The organism is Eisenbergiella tayi (genome assembly GCF_001881565.1).
Taxonomy (GTDB): domain Bacteria; phylum Bacillota; class Clostridia; order Lachnospirales; family Lachnospiraceae; genus Eisenbergiella; species Eisenbergiella tayi.
This window is the reverse complement of record NZ_MPDJ01000014.1, coordinates 1-20,818: the sequence shown is the minus strand read 5'-3', so window position 1 is coordinate 20,818 and position 20,818 is coordinate 1. Positions and strand designations below refer to the sequence as shown.

The window sequence follows — 20,818 nt, the reverse complement described above, 5'->3', positions numbered from 1 at the left end:
CACCGCCTGACTGTTATAATCCTCTTGGCTTATACTTGATAATAAGGTTCCAGTTCCTTTAAAATCCTGTCTAGTTCCGTATAGTCAAACTTATCCAGCCGTTTTCCCCCAGGAACCCGGACTGAATCACAGTCTATTATGCCCCTCTTTTTCAAAACAGCTTTATATAGTACATATCCATACATATATTCCATATTCATAAGAGGAATAGCTTGATTATAAAGTGCTATTGCTTCTTTTTCTTTTCCCTCTTCCAGAAGGTTCCATATTTTAGCATCGATATCTACTATATCGCAGGCAGGCATATTTCCACAGACACCTCTGTGATATTCATCAATCAGATACCTTCCTGCCTTTCCTCCCATAGTACCTAAATATTTTTCTTTCGGAAGTATTTCAGCAAGTCTGGCAATTTCAGTAATAACCTGGCTGGAATATTGAGTTTCTTCCTTTATGTAACTGGCATAATCTGCCTCTTGCATGATACGGACGCAAAGAGATGGTGACATTGCAGTTCCTACCGGTGGAATATAATTTTGAATAAACACAGGAATCCTGCCTGCATCACCTATCCTCTTATAAAACTCTACAATTTCATCATCAGTAGCCCTAGCCCCATAAGGAGGCATAGCAATTAAACCATCTGCTCCTATCTTTCCTGCATACGCAGCAAATTCTACTGACTGATACGTTGACTGAGTAGTTACCCCGGCTATAACAGGTACTCTTCCAGCTGCCTGTTCTACCGTGAATCTGATAATATCCTTTCTTTCCTCATCACTTAAAACAATAAACTCACTGGCATTCACAGGAACAACAATCCCGTGGCTTCCTGCTTTCACACAAAAATCCACCTGACTGCGTACACTTTTTTCATCCAGTGACATATCCTCTTTATAAGAAGCCGTGAGTATACCAAAAATACCTCTGAATTGTGTCATTTTTTTTCCTCCAAGCCTGTGTACAGCTATTCCTTTCTATTCTTTTACCGCGCCAATTGCTACTGAATCCATAAATAAATCCTGTAGACAAACAAACAAAATAATAAGTGGTACAATAACAATAGTACATCCCGTTAGAATCAGTTCCCTTGGGATATTCCAGACTACATTCTTTTCATTTAGAGTGGGCAGTACTGTCATAATAGGCTGATACATTTGTTTCTGAACCACAACTTTAGGCCAAAGATAATCATTAAATTTAGCCAAAGCTACTAATACCGTAGTAGATCCCATTACCGGTTTACATATAGGTACCATAATCTTGTAATAAATTTTAAAATGTCCTGCTCCGTCTATCCTGGCAGCCTCAACCAAAGAATCCGGAATACCTTCCATAAACTGGCGGATCATAAACATGGCGAAAACATTTGCTGTAAATGGAATGATTTGTATTTTATAGGAATTCAGCCATCCAATCTTACTGAACATGATATATAATGGTGTCACACTTAGTTCAAACGGTACCATCATCGTGGCAAGTAGCAGGGTGAAAAGGACTGTTTTACCTTTAAAATGATACTTAGAAAATGCAAAAGCCGCCATAGAACCAAATAACATAACCAATATAGTATGGGAGGCCGTAATTACTATAGAATTCATGTATGTCCTGGCAATAATTCCACTGTTATACGATAAAAGCCTTCTGTAGTTTTCCAGTGTCCATTTCTGAGGAAGTCCATAGGAATTCACTGCTAAATCTGAAGCACTCTTAAAAGATCCTGTTATCATAATGTAAACGGGAAACAGGGAAAGAAGGCACATGATAACTAAAAAGATCCATACCGGCAAACTTTTCCACTTATATTGTTTCTTCAATTTTATTACCGCCCTTTCTCCTTTTTCTCACGGAACGTTCCCAGAATAAACAAAGATATGACAAATATAATCACAAATATGATCCAGCCATAGGCACATGCCATACCAAAATTACCGGAATTCAAGTTAAACATCAATAGGTTAATAACCCCTTCTGCGACCTCTCTTGCTACACCTCCCGCGTCTTTTGCTGTAAGAACAGCTGCTTCCGTATACATCCTCAGACTGGAAATAGCATCCATAATAAAAGCAAATTTAAAGGTCTGTTTCATGAGGGGAATGATGATAAGTCTTAGCGTTTGGGCCGCATTGGCTCCATCGATTTTGGATGCCTCTATTACATCTTGAGAAACGGCTGTCATCCCTGACAGATAAACTACCATAAACCATCCTGCTCCTCGCCAGATCAGCAAAATCAATACCACCCATTTAGATGTTCTGGCATTTTCTATCCAGGAAATTTCCCCTCCAAAAATTTGATTGATTACTCCTGTCTGTGTAGCAAAAATAATCATAAAAACCAGAGCACAGGCTGTTGTTGCACATACCTGAGGAAGGAACAGAATCGGTTTTATAACCTTGGAAACAGGGTTATTAACAATAGCCTTTGTCTTAAGGCAATAAGCCATCATAAAGCTGATTACTGTAACAGGAATAAACTTAACCAGCCAATAAAAAAATGTTCTTCCCAAAGCATCCCAAAATCTTCCATAGTGCAGAATATTCCTGTAATTCTGAATTCCCAGCCATTTAGCCTGCCCATATCCAGGATATTTAGTAAAGCTCAGATAAAAAGAATATATACTTGGTATTACAAAAAATAAAAGAAAGGAAATAAGGAAAGGCAGAATAAACAGATATGGTACTACTTTATCTTTCAATGATTTTCCCTGCAAAAAAACACCTCCCTTTAATAGCAGGGATCTTTGAACAGATCCCCGCCGCCATCATGGCAATCTTTACTCCAGTGCATTACCTATCTGGTTTTTCATATCGTCATTCATACCCTTCAGTGTTTCATCCAAATCTGCCTGACCAGAAAAATATTTTGCACACCAACCATTAAAAATGGTCATTTCCGCTACCGCATTAGGAGAATAATTAAAAATAGTAAAACTGTTTTGATCATAGCTGTCACTTTCAATCTTCCAATAATTATTAGTCAGATAATCATTTTCTTTTTCAGCAATAGTATCAAATTCTGCCTGAGTTATCGGAGTTCTGTCAGCATTTTCAAAGGCTGCTAAAACACCTTCTTTCTGTAGCCTGTACATCTTCAAATACTCTTTGGCCGCCTCTTTCTGCTCAGAAAAAACAGGAATTACCAATACACTGCCTCCTGCTTCCGAACCTTTACGGATTTCCTCCGGCCACAGACAAGCTGCCCACTTTCCGGATTGATCAGGCGCATATCCGGGAATAAATAATTTAAACCAGCTTCCTGTAAACTCACCTACCAATGTTCCATCCGCCAACGCTGCTTCCCAGTCCGGAGTAAAATCACCAGAGCCATAACAAATACCGGAATCAAATATTTTTTTCAATGTTTCCATACTCTTTCGCAGACCTGGATCCGTGTCACATATATATTCCCCGTTTTCATCACTGAATTTTGCATCATAAACACACATCATCATATAGGCATCGTATCCGCTGAAGCCTTCTTCTTTACTGCAGTTATGTATGAAAGAATCCGGATATTTTTCTTTGATTTGGGCCGAACCAGCTATCATATCATCAACTGTTTTCCATTGTGTCGGATCCACACCACATTCATCAAAAATATCTTTTCTATAGTAGAAAAGCTTACTGTTTATCTGATTAGCTACCGTAACTATCTGATCTTTATACTGAGATAGATTCTTTGCTGCAAATGTCAGATTATCTTCAAAACCTTCATATACATCGCTCAAATCTTCCAAGGCTCCTGCCTCAGCAAATTCAGGCACCTGCGTATAATTCAGCTGAATAATATCTGCACATGGTTCTCCACTAGCCAGAGATAAACGAATTTTTTCAGCAACTTCATTATCACCAGAGCCGCCAACAATTACTTCTATTTCATATTTTTCGAAAAACTCCGGATAAGTAGTTTGAAGACTATCTGATATCTGATTATACAGACTGGCATCTCCCCAGATCATATAACGTATAGTCTCCTTTCCTTCACCGGTTACTACCTCACTGCTATCCACTGCTGCTTCCGGTGTGGGTTCCGCTGCTCCTTCTGATTCCTTCTGATTCGTACTTGTGCATCCTCCTAATAAAACTGCGGAGGTTACCAGGATTGCCGTCACCTTTTTCCATACTTTTCTTTTCATAAACCTTCTCCTTTTCACTTAACTTTCATACTGTTCCTGTTTACATAAATTGCTCATTTCCTTACCTTCTATTAACTGTATATACGTTTAATGTGTTCCTATATAAAAACTTTTATTTAATTACGAATCTCACATTTTCAAAGTACTACTGTTTTGCAGTTTTGTCAATACACTCTTGTTCATATTGCATAAATTCTTATATAATATATAAATTTTTTATACATTTTTTGTCTATTATTTAAGTGTAAAAAATAAATTCTCATATATAATGTATTTTTTATGATTTTATTTGACATTTCTCGTTATATGTGCTAATTTCAAATTACATAATTCTCAAATGCCAATTTGTTCTTATATACGAATCTCACAATTCTACAAGAATAAGGAGGCGCAGAATGACTACTGCTAATATGTTAATATCTGTAAATAATCAGGGGATTCCCATAATGGGGAATCGTAATACAGGACAATGGATTCCATCCCTGAATGATGGAAAATGGGGGCTTGGTACCTTTTATCTTGATGATGTGCCCCTTGGTGAACCAATTTCCTTTTTTTTAGAAGAAGATTCCGTTGGAAAACAATTTTGTGCGCAACAGTATGAAATTGTAGAAAATACAGAGAAAAAAGGAAAAATACATTTTTGGGGAAAAGATGAAAAACTAAGCCTTCACATTTATGCTAGTATATCAGCTTCTTCTCCAGCCATTATCTTTGAATATGAACTTGATCCTATTCATCCTATTTATCACCGTGTATTTATAAGCATTCCTTTTTATACCAGTGAAGCCGTTTTTATGAAATACCCATATGAAGATACTCTTTTTGGTAAAGAAGGAAAACGTTGGTGTATTGATACGGATATTTCCCGGGCTCCTGTAATTTTAGGCTGTGAAAAACTGAATGGACAGGAAGTGTATCTTAGTGCAGGGTATCATCTGGAAGATGAATTCTATGCAGCCCATGTCGAAATTGACAGCCAAAATACACCTGAGGCTCCCTTCCGTCTTTATTCTCCTTTTAAAGGAATGGCACGGGCATTAGATTTACAGTGTATTACTGAATTAGAATTGCTTAGAGTGGAACTCACTAAAGAAAAAGAAGAATCCATCAAAAACTTTCGTTTCCTCGTATCAATGGGTCATTCACAGTATGAGTGTCTGAAGGGATATATTGATAACTGTGGTTATAATAAAGACACTTCCATACGCTATCCCATTCATCGGGCTGTGGAAATGCTGATGGATATGTATAAGAATGCTCCTGGCTATATACCCGGAAAAGGCTATACCCAGTTAATTCGAACTGATACCGGCCGCTATGATACAACAGTTCCTCATGGATGGTATTCCAAATATATCTGCCCCGGCCCTCAGGTACAGCTTGGTTATGAACTATACCGCTATTGGTGCCGACACAGAGAAGAAACATGGGCAAGAGAACGTGCTTTTGAAATGGCAGATTTTTTAGTATCTCAACAGCTTTCATCAGGGCAATACACCATCTATAATACGGATATGGGTACCCTTTATCAGTCAAATTCTGAAGATATGCAGTCAGAGGAATTATTTGGTTTCTATTACAACATAGGCGATATGAATCTGGGCGCTCATCACCTTTACATGCTTTATGACGAAGTATTAAAGACAGAAGGAATTGATAAAAGGGAATGGAAAGAAGCCGCCCAGAAATGTATCTTGTTTGCAGTAAATATGACAGAAGAGGATGGTTCTCTTGGCCGTAACTATAATATAAATGGAAAATGTGATAAGTATGCGCCTGCTATTTCAGAAGCATTACTTGCCATGGATTATATGTACGCGGATACCGGTGATGAAAAGATACATAATACACAGCTTCGAATTGAAAAATGGCTGTATCAGAACTTTGTACATATAAATAACTGGGCTGATGGCTGCATGGACGGAGGTGCCTGGGTAGGAGGCGGCAAACCGCCCAAAAATAATGATGCTATCGGTATTATGGGATTTATGTGTTATTGTGCTCAAATGCACATAAGAACCGGAGAAGAACGATATCTGCAGATGGCAAAAGATGCTTTTGCATATCAGTGGGCTGCTGTTATCCCCGTACAGATACCAGGTTTTACCCATGAAACACGTGGTCTGGTAAGAGAACAGGATTTTTATTCTGCCTATGACCTTCCTATGCGCATCAACGATTATGTGGATTGTCTTCCATATCTGAGTAAAGTCACCAGAGACCCTCTGTTTATGCAGTTTTTCCGTATTATTCTGCAGACAGAAATGGATTACCAGGAAAAGAACTTTGATTACAAGGGCATTCATATCGGCTTGGAGTGCAGTTATGAAGGCAGAGAACCTATTGACAAACTGGGAGAACGCAACAGTGTTTACATCATACGCTTTGCAGCACTCTTCCTGAAAGCAGTAAACAGTCCGCTGAATCTGATGTATGTGGGTGGTCCGGACTGGGGAATCGGCCTTGACTATAATCTTCCCTTTAATCCTTGTATGGGTAAAAATATGCCATATATTCTTTCCTGTACGGGCATGGTCCGCAATCTGACCTGGGATCCCGATAACAAAATAATACACATATGGACTTATGATACAGAAAATGATTCCACTACTTTGGAACTTGTATGGAATTCCTGTCCTTTTCCTGTCGAAAATGCTAAAATTATTACTTCTGATGGAGAATGGCCTGCTGCTGAACTTTATCAAAATGAGTCCGATACATTAACAATTGTTTCCTCCAATACTTCTGCACCATCAAAAATGATAGAGTTGTTACTGGATAGCAGGACTTTACTCAATAATTAACAGCTGATACAAATCAAGAAACTCCGGAGATAAATCTCCGGAGTTTCACTCATCGGCTCTTCCATCCTTAAATCACATGATACCTTTCCAACAGTTCCTCAATCACCGTCCCTTCTATTTTTTTCAGTGCTTTCTTCTCCACCAGATTCAATATAAACGGCACCTTCATATCCATCAGCTTCTTACCATCCATCATCTTCGACGTAGAATCCAGCAGAACTCTCACATCATAACAGGAATCAAATACCTCCGGAACCCCTCTGTCCACATCCAGCAGCGTATATACAGCCTCCATAGCCGTACGCACCGAATATTCCGTAGTGAATACCGTATCCCTTACCGTATCGGAAAACTGTCCGATAAAGGCAAAATTCGTGCAGCCTTCAGGCACCACCTTAGGCCTGTCGCCCTCAGCCCCCGGCATGAAAAATGCAGTAATATAGGGCATCATACAGAGAACGCAGTGTGCGGAACCAGCCGCCATATCCGGGATTTCCTCCACAGGTACTCCCAGATGATAAAGCCACTCCTCCGTAATTTCCCGCCCCGTGCATTCCCGCATGGGCTTTTTCACATAATCACCGGGAACATCCGTAAACAGTCCGTATACCCACACCACCAGCTGATCCTTGGGCTGATCCTTGAAATGAGGCTGTCTGTTCAGGGTATAGCTCATCAGCCACTTGGAATCCTTCACAGTGATAATACCCCCGGTCACCACCTTGCCGCTAAAGGGATCTCTCTTGCAGATTTTCTGTATATAAGGAGGAATCCTGTCATCCAGCGTAGTGATGGTTGCAGATTCCCAATTGGTAGCCTTGGTATCGGTGCAGAATTTATCCGGATGGCCGAAGGAAGGATCCTGGGCTGCAATGTTGCGCCACAGCTGCCAGCAGCCGCCTGCGGAATCATCCCGGACAGGCGCGTGATCATCATCCCCCAGGGACGAATTCTCCGTACAGCTTCCATTTGTTATAAATACCAGATCCTTTTCCGTCAAATTGATGGTTTCTTCTTTCCCGCTGCGCTCCAGCACAAGCTGCTTTGCCGCTTTCTTCGTCCCGGAGATGTCAAAAATCACATTGATAACCCGGGTATCATACTGGAAATCCACATGATGTTCTTCCAGGTACTTCACCATGGGTAGAATCAAGGATTCATACTGATTGTACTTGGTAAATTTCAGGGCGGAGAAATCAGGAAGGCCTCCGATATGGTGGATAAAATGCTGGATATACAGCTTCATCTCCAGGGCGCTGTGCCATTCCTCAAAGGCAAACATGGTTCTCCAGTAAAGCCAGAAGTTAGAAGAGAAAAATTCATCGGTAAAAGAATCTTCTATTTTCTTGTCATAGAGGTCTTCATCCTTTGTGAAAAAAAGCTTCATAATTTCCATTACTGTAATACATATTCTTACCTCCTTGGATTTGCTGTTCCCTGTTTGTCGGAACCTTGTAGCCATAGGATAGCCTAATTACAGAATCCCTTCCATAGACAAAAAAACAGCCCTGTCAAAAATCCTGACAGGACTGCCATATTGTAAAAACTTTATACAGTTTGGGAATTTTGGCTGAATCGGATTATCCTTCTTAAAGAATCTCGATACTCCAGCTGTTCCGGTACACACCGCCCGCCTTCAGGCTTTTCAGCCCCGGCTGGGTGGAAAGGTCCTCCACGATATCCTGGCGCGAAGGCAGGGATGACCACGGCTCAATACATACATAGGGCGCTTCCGTCAGAGTGGCATGCCAGAAGCCTATATAGTCCATATCCGGGTAACTCACCGTCACACGGCGCGTTCCTCTGTCAGATTTCAGCGACACTGTTTTCGGCGTATGTGTCAGAACTATGGCATCATTGTCAAAAAGGCTGTGCTTCAGCGGAATTTTACTGCCGTCTGTCAGAGGAAAAGGTGTCATGCCGCCGTCCACAAAGCAATCGGGTGAAAATCCAATTCTGACAGGCTCGTCATAATCTTTTGTTCCCTCAAATTCCAGGTAATAATCTTCAAATCCGAGAGAATCTTCCATGGGAACCAGGAAGCCGGGATGGCCGCCGATTCCGAAATACATGGTCTTTTCATCATGGTTCTCCACCTGGTACGTAATATGAAGGACATCTCCGTCCAACTCATAGATCACTCTGTAGGTAAAAGCAAAAGGATAGCATTTTCCTGTTTCTTCATCAGAATCCAGCCGGAAAACAATGCGATCGGCCATCTGCTCTTCCATGGACAGCTCCGTCACATGGACAAAGCCATGAAGAGGCATGGGATAGCTTTTGCCGTCCAGCACATATTTTCCTTCCGTCATTCGGGCGATATATGGGAAAAGATTAGGCGCTTTTTCATCCCAGTATTGGGGATCCGCCTGCCACAGATATTCCCTTCCGTCTCTGATAACAGACTGCATTTCCCCGCCTCTGCTGCTTATCTGAATCTTCAGTCTGTCATTTTCTATTGTATAATTCATATGTTTTCCTCCGCATCCTTCCTAATACGCTGCCGTATTCTGAGGATAATTCCGTCATTTATTGAAATGGATTAAAGAAACGGTTTCCGTCGTGGAAAGTAATGACCAGCGCCGCCGCAACAAAGCAGACTACAAATGCGAGTGTCAGATAATCATTTCGTTCCAGCGGTTTCCCCATGTACCACGTCCTTTTTTTCTTTTTTCCGAACCCTCTCAGTTCCATGGCATTGCTTACCACATCGATTCGGTCCATACTGGAAAAAATCAGGGGAAAAATAATGTTTGCCATATTTTTCAGCCTTTTAAAAATGGATGCTTTATTGGACATTTCAATTCCCCTGGCTTCCTGGGCATGTTTGATTTTGGTAAAATCGGACTGTACGTCAGGAACATACCGAAGGGCGATGGCAATCGCATAGCCTACATTGTAGCTGATCCCTAAACGGTTCATACTGGCCGCAAATTCACTGGGATTCGTGGTTACCATAAACATCAGCATTACCGGCACGACCGTAAAATATTTCAGCATGATATTGAATTCATAAAACAGCTGCTCGGTAGTCACGCTGTAACGTCCCGCGATATGAAACAGCACCGTCTTGGTCCCGTAAATTTCCGTACCCTGGTAGGGCGAAAAAAGGAATACGGTAATCAGGTTCAGGAACAGGAAAAAGAGGATAAATTTGAATACCGTTCCCACCTGCTTCCATTCCGTTTTGGACACCTTGAAAATCAGCAGGCTGATCGCAAGCATGACCGCCAGCACCCTTGTGTCATAGGTCAGCATGCCCGCAATGGACCAAAGGACAAAAAACAGCATCTTCGTCACGCCGCTCAGCCGGTGAATCCATGTATTCTTAGGCGCATAAGTAAGAAGTCTAGCCATTGGCTCTCTCCTCTCTTTCAAAATAAATAAATCGTTCCACAAAGCCGGAGGGATCCGGGATATCGCACTTCACCGCCAGGTCATACAGGGATGTTTTTTTAAGGTAGGCTTTATCCGCAATGGTTTCACTGGTCAGGACATTGGCAGGAATATCATCGGCTATCAGCTCTCCGTCCGCAATGACAATCGCCCGATCCGTGTATTCCAGCATAAGGTGCATATCATGGGTAATCATGATAATGGTAATTCCCAGGCGGTCGTTGATCTCCTTCAGGAACTCCATGATTTCCGTATAATGCCGGAAATCCTGCCCCGCCGTAGGCTCGTCCAGAATCAGGACTTCAGGATTCATAACCAGGATAGAGGCGATGGTCACCCTTTTCTTCTGTCCGAAGCTCAGCGCGGATATGGGCCAGTTCCTGAACGGGTACAGGCCGCAGATTTTCAGCGTCTCGTATACTCTTTCCTTCACTTCCTCCTCGGGCACGCCCCTGACCGCAAGCCCCAATGCCACTTCGTCATAAATCATGGGCTTGCTGATCATCTGATTGGGATTCTGCATGACAAGGCCTATCACCTCGCCCCGCTCCTTTATGGATTTAGATGAAATATCCGTGCCGCCCAGCAATATGCTTCCCCTGTCCGGGCTGATAAATCCGCACACAAGATTGGAAAGAGTACTCTTGCCTGCGCCGTTTTTTCCCACAATGCTGAGCATTTCCCCTTTTCCGATTTTAAAATCAATATTCCGCAGCACAGGATTGCCCGTAATATAGGAAAAATCCAGATCCAGAACCTCCAGGGCTGATTCCTTGCCGGGACGGGCCGGAGGCAGCTTGGCTTTCCGGAACCATGCCTGTACCTTTTCCTTATAAGGGGCCAAATCCATGCTTTCAATATGCTGGGGATGGGTCTCCTGAAGGATTTCGCAGCCGGCATGCTTTAAAGCCGTGATATACAGAGGCTCACGGATACCTTCCTTCTCCAGAATATCCGTGCAGAGCAGCTCATCCGGTTTCCTGTCCGCCACAATCCTGCCGTCTCCCACCACCACGATCCGGTCCACATCCCGGTAAAGGGCGTCCTCCAGGCGGTGCTCTATGATGAGCACCGTTTTGCCGGTTGTCCGGCTGATTTTGTCTATCAGGTCAATCGCCTTTTTCCCGGTAGCCGGGTCAAGGTTTGCCAAAGGTTCATCAAATAACAGAATATCCACGTCATCAATCATAACGCCCGCCATGGAAACCCTTTGCTTCTGTCCCCCCGACAGCTCTGTGGGGGCATGGCTCAATAGTGTTTTGACATCCACGATTTCTGCAACTTCATCAACCTTTGAAAACATTTCTGCCTGTTCCACGCAGTCATTTTCCAGGGCGAATGCAATATCCTCCGCCACCGTCAGGCCTATAAACTGCCCGTCCGTATCCTGAAGCACAGTTCCCACCAGCTTGGACATGCCGAATATCCCGGCTTTGGATGGATCCTGTCCTCCCACAGTCAGAGTACCGGAGCTTTCTCCCGGGAATGAAAAAGGAACCAGTCCGTTGATACAATGGGCCAGCGTTGACTTTCCGGAGCCGGATGGTCCCACAATCAGAACCTTCTCACCCGGATAAACCGCAAGGTCAATATTGTACAGCGTCGGTTCTACCTGGGAACGGTATTTGAATGTATAATCCTTGAATTCTATAATCGGGGTCATGGTTTACCTCACTTTAATTCCCTCTGGCAGCGCTCCCAAACCATATCCTCATGGCTTCGGCCTCTGCCGTCAGGGCAGTCAGAGCAGTCCCGGAGGCACAGATCACGCCGCATACGCAGCCGGACCTATGCCTCCCGGTATTCTTTATATTCTTACCCTGTTTCCCGAAAGGAAACCTTTAATCTTCCTTGGACAGGCTGGAGGATCTGGCCCCAATCTTGGAGTATGCCACCGCAAGCAGTGTTCCGAGGACACCGGCAACAACAATATTTCCTATGAAGGCAAGCACGCCCTGGGTAAATACCTTATTGGCAGGTTCCGCATAAATCAGGATATCCAGTACAGGAGCAAGCAAAATCCAGGCAAGAGCGTTGGCAATGATCTGTACCACATTGAACAGAGCAATTGCTTTTCCGTTGAAACCGCCGTCCTTGATGGCATATTTGGCTGCGAACAGTCCCATCAGGATACCGAAAAGAGCATCCGGGAACACCCAGCTCCACCATACGCTTCCGTAGAAGAGCGCATCACCCAGAGCATGGCCGATCAGGCCGATGGCTCCGCCGACGATAGGTCCGAATACTGCCGAGAAAAATGTCAGGACAGCGACTCTGGACTGCAGGGCGGTATTGGGAATGATGCCGAAAGGAACCTGAACGTTGGTGAGAACGATGAAAAGCGCGGTTCCGATACCGATAGCAACAACTTCTTTGATACCGAATTTTAGTTTCATTTGAGTTTCCTCCTCATAAGATAAAGTATTTTACGATGTCACCGCGGACGTTTCCGCCAAGACGGAGCGGCTTCCCCGGCACACCGTTCCTACGTAGTCTGCACAAGCTGTTTTCCAGCCTGTACCCACCTCCTAACTATATCGGATTTTCACTGTTTTTGCAATGGTTTCCCTGAATTTCCCGGTCATTTCAGATACGGTCCGCCGGCAGCACCAAGCATCACTTCCTCCGCCAGCGCAAAGGAATAGATAATTTTCTCTTTCACCCTCCTGCCCGTCAGCTGTTCCAGGGCGAGCGCATAGTAATCCAGCTGCACCTGATAGCGGTTCACCAGCTCCTGGGCATGAGTTACCGAATCGGTCTTATAATCGGCAACAACCAGGCCGTCCTCTTCCTCCAGATACACGTCGATAATCCCCTGGATGAGTACGGTTTCCTCCTGAGGGAAACCAGGGTTCAGCATACTGGCAGGAAGGCCCAGCACAAAGGGCTGTTCCTTGTGCAGCTTCTTCTTCACCGCCGCCCCCGCCATCCTGGCCGCCAGATCGGATTCCAGAAACCTTGCTATTTTATCCGGATTCACCGCCGCACGGAATTCCCGGCTGAGCGCTCCCGTTTCGGTCATCTGATTCAGCAGTTCTTTCACCTTTTCCCGATCTGCCGGGCCTGCGCCCTTTTCCTGTGCCAGCCGTTCAAAGGGAAAAATCTCCAGCGCCTTATGATAAGCGCTTCCCCGTGCCGTTCCGCTCACCGCCTCCTCTTCCCTGACAAAACGGGGCAGATAAGGGACGATTTCCTTTTCTTCAAACAGATGATAGGCTTCTTCCGCTGCTTCCTCCATTCCCGCCTTTTTCAATTCGGAAACTGTGGTTTTTGTATACAGGTTTTTGAGGTTTTCATGGGGATAAACGCTCTCCATATGCTCACGGAGGAGCCGGAGTTTTTCAACCTCCTCCTGTTTTTCCTCCGAAGCCTCTCTTTCAAATGTCCGCAGCCGTTGTCTCAGATATTCCCGTCCCTGCTCTTCTTCCATATTTTCCTGTAAAAGGTCAGATCCTGACAGCAGTGTCACCTCCTGCCCGCAGACAGCCCAGGCCGGCAGAAGCCAGTCCAGATACGAAGCGGCTTCGGAACGGGGGATAAAGCCCAGACGCCCCCCGGCGCGCTCATAGTCCTCCCCATTTTCCAGCATCCGCCGCACTTTTTCTTCATCCTTGCAGCTGCCGGTGAGAATCAGCTTTTCCTGGGGCCTGGTCATCGCCACATACAGAACGCGCAGTTCCTCTCCCAGACTGTCCCTGCGCAGTTTGCCGGAAAGCACGCTTTTTTTCAGGGTATTCCCTTTCACACGGGATTCGATATCCACAAAATCAAGGGCAATTCCGTAATCCATGTCCATTATCACAGGCTTGCTGGTATCCTGCATATTGAATTTCTTGGAAAGCCCCGCCACAAAGCAGACGGGAAATTCCAGGCCCTTGGATTTATGGATGCTCATAATCCGCACGGTATCCGCATTTTCATCCTGAATGTTGGCTTCTCCATAGTCGATATTATATTTTTCCACCTGCTCCATGTACCGGATAAAATGGAACAAACCGAAATAGCTGGTCTTTTCGAAATTCTCCGCCCTGGAAAGCAGCATTTCCACATTGGCCCTGCGCTGTTCCCCGCCGGGCAGGGCGGATATGGTATACAGATACCCCGTTTCCTTAAGGAACTGCTCTATCAGCTGATGAATGGGCATATAAGCCACATACCGCCGGAACCTCTCCAGCATGCTGCAGAAGCGCCGCGCCTTCTCACAAAGCTCTTCCCTGCTTCCTTTTTCCGTATAAGAGGTCAGGCATGTAAAAAGCCTTCTGCCCTCCCCTTCCATTTCCGCCTTCATACAGGCAATGTCCTCGTCGGTAAAGCCTGCTGCGTCTGATTTCAGAACCCCGAACAGAGGAATATCCTGGAGCGGATTGCTCAAAACCTTGAGAAAATTCAGTATGGTCTGAACCTCCGTCGCCGCAAAATATCCGGTTTTGGAGGTGATATAAACAGGGATGCCGCTTTTTTCCAGCACCTTTTTAAATACCTCATCCCAGCCTGCCGTGGTCCGCAGAAGGATGACGATATCCCCATAGCCTGCGGGGCGCAGTTCGCCGCTTTCCTTATCCACGACCGGCAGCGTTCCAACTATCCGGCGGATTTTCCCTGCAATCGCCAGCGCTTCCCGTTCCCGATCCTCCAGGCCGTCCTCCTCCGACATCGTGAGCAGCACCTCGGTGCGGTAAACATCTTCCTCCTCCCCTTCCGGCTCCGGGAAAACGGCTCCGGGATACAAGGCCGCGTCCTCGTCGTATTCCACGCCCCCCAGATCACGGCCCATGAGCACGGAAAAGCAGGCATTTACGCTGTCCGTCACCTGACGGCGGCTTCGGAAATTCTGTTTCAGGTCAATCCGCCGCTCTTTTCCTTCTCCCTTTCCGTAGCTGTCAAACTTCTCCATGAAAAGCTCCGGACGTGCCAGACGGAACTTATAAATACTCTGTTTGACATCCCCCACCATAAAACGGTTGAATTTACCGTCCTCCTCACCGGAAATGCTTTTCAGCAGATATTCCTGCACCAGGTTGCTGTCCTGATACTCGTCAATCATGATTTCTGCATAATATTCCCGCATTTCCCGTGCCGCTGCGGTGGGATAGACTCCGTCCTCCCGCTTTTCCGTAAGTATCTGCAGCGCCATATGCTCCATATCATGAAAATCCATCAGGTTCTTTTCCCTTTTTTTGGCATCCAGGCGCATACGGAAGTCATCGGTAAGAGACAGCAGACAGGAAACATAAGGGGCACAGGCCGCCATGCGTTCCGCCTGGGCCTGGGGGGAAGCATAAAAATACTTCTTAGCCAGACCATTCAGCAGATCCTTCACACTGTTCCTGATTTCTCTGGCCTTTTCCCTTTTTTCCGGCAATACGCTGTCATCCTTTTTGGAGCTTATCCGTCCGAAGGACAGAACCGAAAACCGTTCATACAGTTCCTGCAGGCTATCCGCTGACGCAAGTCGGTCTATGGTATTTTTATCCGCCTCCAGTGTATCCAGATACATATACGGACCGTCCGCTTCCTCACAGAGCATCCTCGCCTGATCCAGGCTGTCCCCCGCTTCCGCGAGCATGGTGCGGACATAGTCTTCCAGCAGTCCCACCCACCTGCATTCCTCCAGGTTTTCCGGAGAAACCGCATAATCCTCTTTGTGAAGTTCCAGCCATTCTCCCGGCCATGGATAACTCATGGCAAATTCATACAGTCCCAGAATCTGCTCTTCCAGCCGCTTTTCCTTTCCCGTCGGCGCGAAATATTCCACACAGGCCAGAAAGTCTTCCCTGCCTTCCGTAAAATAATCCTCCAGCATCTGCGCCAGGACATCCTGCATGAGAAGCTTGATTTCCCCGTCATCCGCCACACGGAAATCCGGATCCAGGTCAATTTCATCAAAATGGTTCCGGATAATATAAAGGCAGAAGCTGTCAATGGTGGTGATCTGGGCATTATGGATCAGCGTCAGCTGCTTGAGCAGATGGGCATTTCCCGGATTATCATCCACTCTGGCGGAAAGAGCCTGGGTAATCCGCTCCCGCATCTGGGCCGCCGCCGCATTGGTAAAGGTAACCACAAGGAGCCTGTCGATATCCACCGGATGCTCCCCGTCGCTTACCATCTGTATGATCCTTTCCACCAATACCGCCGTTTTTCCGCTGCCTGCCGCCGCCGATACCAGAATGCTGCTGCCCCTGGCATCGATGGTCGCCTGCTGATCCGGTGTAAATGTCACTGCCATGTTCTAACTCCTTCCGCCTTCCCTGCTGCTGTTTAACGCTTCCTCCATTTTATGGAGCGCTTCCTCCTCCGGAATCGCCTCCAGCTCCCGCTTCCGAAAGCCCGGGATTTTCCTGTCAAAACCGCAAACCCTGCTGTAAGGGCAATAGGTACAGGCATCCTTTGCCGACTGGCCGCTCCCCTGGATATAAGGATTCAGCTCTATATTCCCATTCAGAATCCCCGTGCCGATTTCCCTGATTTTTAAATTCACATAGTCGGAGATCACCCGGAAATCATTTTCCTGCAGGATGCTGGAACGGGCGCTGAAGGATCCGTCCTTCTTCCTCTCCACGGGAATGACATCGGATTTGGTTCCGAACGCCCCGTCCAGGCTGGCCACGATATTTTCATCGGCATTCACCACACCGGTCATCCGCAGGCCCGCCAGGATTTTTTCCTGGATCTGCTCTTCGTTCTCCGTTTCTTCCCCTTCCACAATCGGGTCATGCACCCGGTAATACAGCATGGCCGCCGGCACCACCTTCCTGTCCGGGAATTTATTTTCTTCCATTTCCACAGCGGCGTTCATGTAGACCACCAACTGCAGCTGCAGGCCATAATACAGGGCCGCCAGGCTGAAATCCCGGTTTCCCGATTTATAATCGATGACCTTCACATACACCTTGTCTTCCTCTTCACATACATCCACACGGTCAATCCGCCCCCGAAGGCGCAGCTTTTCTTCTCCCGTGAGGGCAATATTTACAGACTCCAAATCCTCCAGCACGGAGAACGAAACCTCAAACTGCTCCGGTCGGAAGGCACCTTTTTTCAGCTGATACTGAAGGGTTGACACCGTTCGTTTCAAAATCCGTTTGATTCTTGTTATCACATATTGATTCCGCGCGTTATCAAAAAGAACGGCTTCCCCATAGGTTACCGCATAGGCCTCCACAGCCTCCTCCACCAGCTTTTCCCCTTCCTCCCTGGGAAAGTCAAACCAGGTCCAGCCGTGTTCCTTCAGCTTTTCTCCGAAAATCTCCAAAACCCCATGGAAAATATTCCCCATGTCCACATCTTCAAAGCTATATCCGTCCCGCTCCCTTAACATCAGCCCATACTGCAGGAAGTGGGCGTAAGCGCAGGATGCATACTGCTCCAGCCGGCTTACGCTCCCCAGAAGGGTACGCCCGAAAAGAGCCAGGGCCGCCTCTCTGGCAAGAGGCCTGTCACGGTAGCTGAAAAACGCTTTCTGCTCCATTTCATGGGTCCATTCCCGTGTATTCTCCTGCATCGCATATATCTGATAAAGATGCCGGAAATCCCTTTCTTCTTCCCCGTCTTTTTCCATTCTGGCATCCGCAAACTTCCGCAGTCCCTGTACCAGGCTGTCCCGCCCGTCCTCCAGCGTCTGCACCTGCATGAGGCCCGGCAGTTCCTCCGGCTTTTCCACCTGTATGGAAGGAAACAGCTTTCTCACCATTTCAATCAGATAAGCGGGCCTCATGGAACGCCCTTCGCTGCTCATCCTGGCATAGGACAGATACAGCCTGTCCGAAGGCTTGGTCATATTCATGTAAAGGTAAAGCTTCTGGATATACATCTGCTGCCTCGGAGTCGGTGCCAGCTCCATCCCGCTTTCCGCCAGGAACTCTCTGTCCATGTCCGATATAATCCCGCCGCTCCCCGCAGACTTGGGAATATAGCCGTCATTGATTCCCAGGAAAAATAAAGCCTTAACCTGCTTCAGACGGGTTCTTTCCATATCTCCCGCCACGACCCTGTCCACGTTCTGAGGGATCGTCCCCACCTGGATTTCCTGAAAGCCCGCCTCCAGAATCTGGGAAAACTCCTCCATTTTCACCGGCTCATCCCCGATCAGCTCCACAATGCTGTCCAGCAGCTCCATGACAAGCCTGTAAATCTGGGCATATTCCCTTTCCTTTACCGCATCCCCTTCCGCGGCAAACTGTTCTTCATATGCCTTAAGCTTAACCTGCACCTCGTTTTTCTCAATAAATCCGTACAATCCCATGACGAGGGATCGGGTATCCGTAAATGTCTGCATCAGAGGCTCCATCTGCTCCACCAGCTTCTGCCTGCTTACATTCAAACCCTCCAGCGCCTCCAGTTCATTTTCCATATCCGGCGTTTTGCGCACAAAAATCGTCTGCCATCTCTTTTTTCCCCGCACACCGGTGGCAAGCACATAGTTTTCCAGAAGGTCCGCCTCCTCCGGGGTAAAATCAGCCAGGCCGCTGCGGATATAATGAAAGACCGACTCATAGGTGAAATTTCTTGTCACAATCTGCAGGGCGCTTTTCAGATATTCGATAAAAGGATTCAGGACAATTCCTCTCGTCTGATCCAGGTAAATGGGAATATCATACAAAGCCGCCGTTCTTTCCAGGAAGCTGGCATACGCCGCCAGATCCCCGGCAATCACAGCCACATCCCTGTAACAGTTTCCCGTCCGGCGCAGGTATTCGCGGATGGCAATGCATACCTGCCGCACCTCCTCCTGCTGCGTGGACGCCTCCATGATCCGTATCTGAGCCTCTCCTTCATAGGGCCTGCTGGGATAACGGAAAAGCTGCTTCTCCAGATGCGCCATGGAAGGATTCTCCCGGAACCGGGGCACCGGATCAGCCGTTAAAATCACATCCTCTCCCCGGGCCACCTTTGCCTCCGCCGCAAGGCGGCTTAAAGACGCCACCGTTTTCTTGCTCAGGTGAAACAGGTTCTGCTCCTCCTTCTCGTCATACATGTCCTCGCTTCCGTCCATAACCACAGAAACGATCACCTCGCCCGCCAGCCCCATCAGCTGCTGCAGCACCCGGTTCTGCACCGGCGTGAAACCCGTAAATCCGTCAAAAGCAATTACGCTCCCCCGCACCAGTTCCGATTTGGGAAGCAGCCGCGCCAGCACATCCAGCGTTTCCTCTGTTGTGATATATTTTTCCCGTATAAAATCCCGGAACCCCTGATAAAGCACTCCAAGATCCTTCAGCTTATGATAAAGCTGTCCCCTCTTTCTGGAATAATCCGTCAGCTTCTCCAGTTCCTCCACACCGATCCCATACTGCATGAATTCCGAAATCGCGGACTTCACTTCGTGGATATAACCGGTCTTATTCAGATTTCCCCCGATTACCGACGTTTCCCCCTTCAGCTTCCCCGCAATTTTCCGGAGAACAAGGCTCTTTCCCGTATCGTCCAGCACCGGCCTCTCGTCCGCTCCCACCTCTTCAATAATCCGGTGGGAAAGCCTCCCGAAGCTGAGCACATCTATATTCATAATCCCTTTGCAGGGATGCATCGTCACCAGATCCATCTGCGTCTGCATCGTAAACTGATCCGGTACTATGATCAGGAAATTCCGATCCGGCTCTTTCCCGGAGCGCTGAATGATTTCTTTGTAAAGCCCCGTACTTTTTCCCGCTCCTGACGCTCCTGTATAAAAACGCAATGACACGATTATTCCTCCTGTAGCTTTGGTTACTGCTGTCAAAAAGCAGTTCCTGTTCCTCTCCTGTGATACGCACTGTAACCTGAAATATACTACTTACTATACCATACTTCACCCGGGCTGACATCTTACAATTTTATACTGACAGTCGTGCGAGGAGCCAAAAAGCCCTGACCGCATCAAAGTGCAGTCCGGGCTTTCATCAGCAAGACTATAATCAAAAATAGCCGGCAGAAATCGGTATATTATACGGTTCTTTTCAAAACCAGTTTGGAATCCTTAATCCTTATTTATCACCACGGAATTTCTCCAAATACTTTACCGCTTCTTCTTTATTCAGTTTAAACTTTTTCTGGAGCTTTTCGATAATGCGATCCTCGGGAATTTTCTCCTCCAGATTATCCTCTATTAAAATCTGTATTCCCTGCTGTATTCCTTGCTGAATTCCCCTTTTAATTGCATTCTCTTCAATCGCTTCACTCAGATTGCACATTTCACTCAGCTCCTCTCCCAGTTCATATTCCATTTTCATTCCGTAATCCCGCACAAGCGACTCTTCTTTTTCCTTCCTGTCCATTTCTGGTGACAGAAGCGTATTCAGAAAACCATGGAGTGTTCCTTCGGTCCCCTTCTTCAGCTTCTCATTCAGACAGATGATGATTACCGACAGTTTATCATAGCTTTTTCTCGGTTCCGGGATATTTCCTATGATATCCTCTTTGGTTATCCGGTATTCCGCCATGGCATTTCCTATATGCATGGGCGCATTCATAGTCATCCATTTTTTCTTCGCCGGGA

The 20,818-nt window shown here is 46.4% G+C and carries 11 protein-coding genes and 2 pseudogenes; 1 reads left to right on the top strand and 12 read right to left on the bottom strand.

What is annotated here, in order from left to right; genetic code table 11:
- Positions 1–29: 29 nt before the first annotated feature.
- The 4 genes from BLA28_RS30820 to BLA28_RS30805 form a co-directional block, all read right to left on the bottom strand.
- On the bottom strand, positions 30–941 hold the full coding sequence (locus BLA28_RS30820; protein WP_069152187.1) for a dihydrodipicolinate synthase family protein: 912 nt from the start codon (positions 939–941) through the stop codon (positions 30–32).
- A 36-nt stretch (positions 942–977) separates the two neighbouring features.
- Entirely contained in the window at positions 978–1,817 is an 840-nt protein-coding gene (locus tag BLA28_RS30815; RefSeq protein WP_242880541.1) for a carbohydrate ABC transporter permease, read from the bottom strand.
- 5 nt (positions 1,818–1,822) lie between these two features.
- The gene (locus BLA28_RS30810; protein ID WP_044970380.1) at positions 1,823–2,713 is read right to left on the bottom strand and encodes a carbohydrate ABC transporter permease; all 891 of its coding nucleotides are present in this window, start codon (positions 2,711–2,713) and stop codon (positions 1,823–1,825) included.
- A 63-nt stretch (positions 2,714–2,776) separates the two neighbouring features.
- Positions 2,777–4,138 (bottom strand): ABC transporter substrate-binding protein, encoded by a 1,362-nt coding sequence (locus BLA28_RS30805; RefSeq protein WP_069155639.1) that lies wholly within the window; start codon positions 4,136–4,138, stop codon positions 2,777–2,779.
- A 395-nt stretch (positions 4,139–4,533) separates the two neighbouring features.
- Between BLA28_RS30805 and BLA28_RS30800 the strand changes: the two genes are divergently transcribed.
- Positions 4,534–6,945: a hypothetical protein gene (locus tag BLA28_RS30800; RefSeq protein ID WP_069155640.1), complete on the top strand. Its 2,412-nt coding sequence runs from the start codon at positions 4,534–4,536 to the stop codon at positions 6,943–6,945.
- Positions 6,946–7,012: 67 nt separating this feature from the next.
- Here the strand turns inward: BLA28_RS30800 and BLA28_RS30795 are convergent.
- The 8 genes and pseudogenes from BLA28_RS30795 to BLA28_RS30760 all read right to left on the bottom strand — a co-directional run.
- A pseudogene (locus BLA28_RS30795) lies at positions 7,013–8,341 on the bottom strand (oleate hydratase); the annotation flags it as partial.
- A 193-nt stretch (positions 8,342–8,534) separates the two neighbouring features.
- Positions 8,535–9,416 (bottom strand): aldose 1-epimerase family protein, encoded by an 882-nt coding sequence (locus BLA28_RS30790; RefSeq protein ID WP_069155641.1) that lies wholly within the window; start codon positions 9,414–9,416, stop codon positions 8,535–8,537.
- Between the two features lie 58 nt (positions 9,417–9,474).
- Positions 9,475–10,302, bottom strand: a complete 828-nt coding sequence (locus tag BLA28_RS30785; protein WP_069155642.1) for an energy-coupling factor transporter transmembrane component T family protein — start codon at positions 10,300–10,302, stop codon at positions 9,475–9,477.
- Positions 10,295–12,004, bottom strand: a complete 1,710-nt coding sequence (locus BLA28_RS30780) for an ABC transporter ATP-binding protein (RefSeq protein ID WP_069155643.1) — start codon at positions 12,002–12,004, stop codon at positions 10,295–10,297. Before BLA28_RS30780 ends, BLA28_RS30785 begins: the two co-directional genes overlap by 8 nt.
- A gap of 178 nt (positions 12,005–12,182) precedes the next feature.
- Positions 12,183–12,737, bottom strand: a complete 555-nt coding sequence (locus tag BLA28_RS30775) for an ECF-type riboflavin transporter substrate-binding protein (protein ID WP_009254284.1) — start codon at positions 12,735–12,737, stop codon at positions 12,183–12,185.
- A 185-nt stretch (positions 12,738–12,922) separates the two neighbouring features.
- The gene (addA, locus tag BLA28_RS30770) at positions 12,923–16,570 is read right to left on the bottom strand and encodes a helicase-exonuclease AddAB subunit AddA (protein ID WP_069155644.1); all 3,648 of its coding nucleotides are present in this window, start codon (positions 16,568–16,570) and stop codon (positions 12,923–12,925) included.
- A 3-nt stretch (positions 16,571–16,573) separates the two neighbouring features.
- Positions 16,574–20,026, bottom strand: coding sequence for a helicase-exonuclease AddAB subunit AddB (addB, locus tag BLA28_RS30765; RefSeq protein ID WP_069155645.1), 3,453 nt, complete (start codon positions 20,024–20,026; stop codon positions 16,574–16,576).
- Positions 20,027–20,306: 280 nt separating this feature from the next.
- Positions 20,307–20,818 (bottom strand): annotated as a pseudogene (locus tag BLA28_RS30760) (hypothetical protein); the annotation flags it as partial.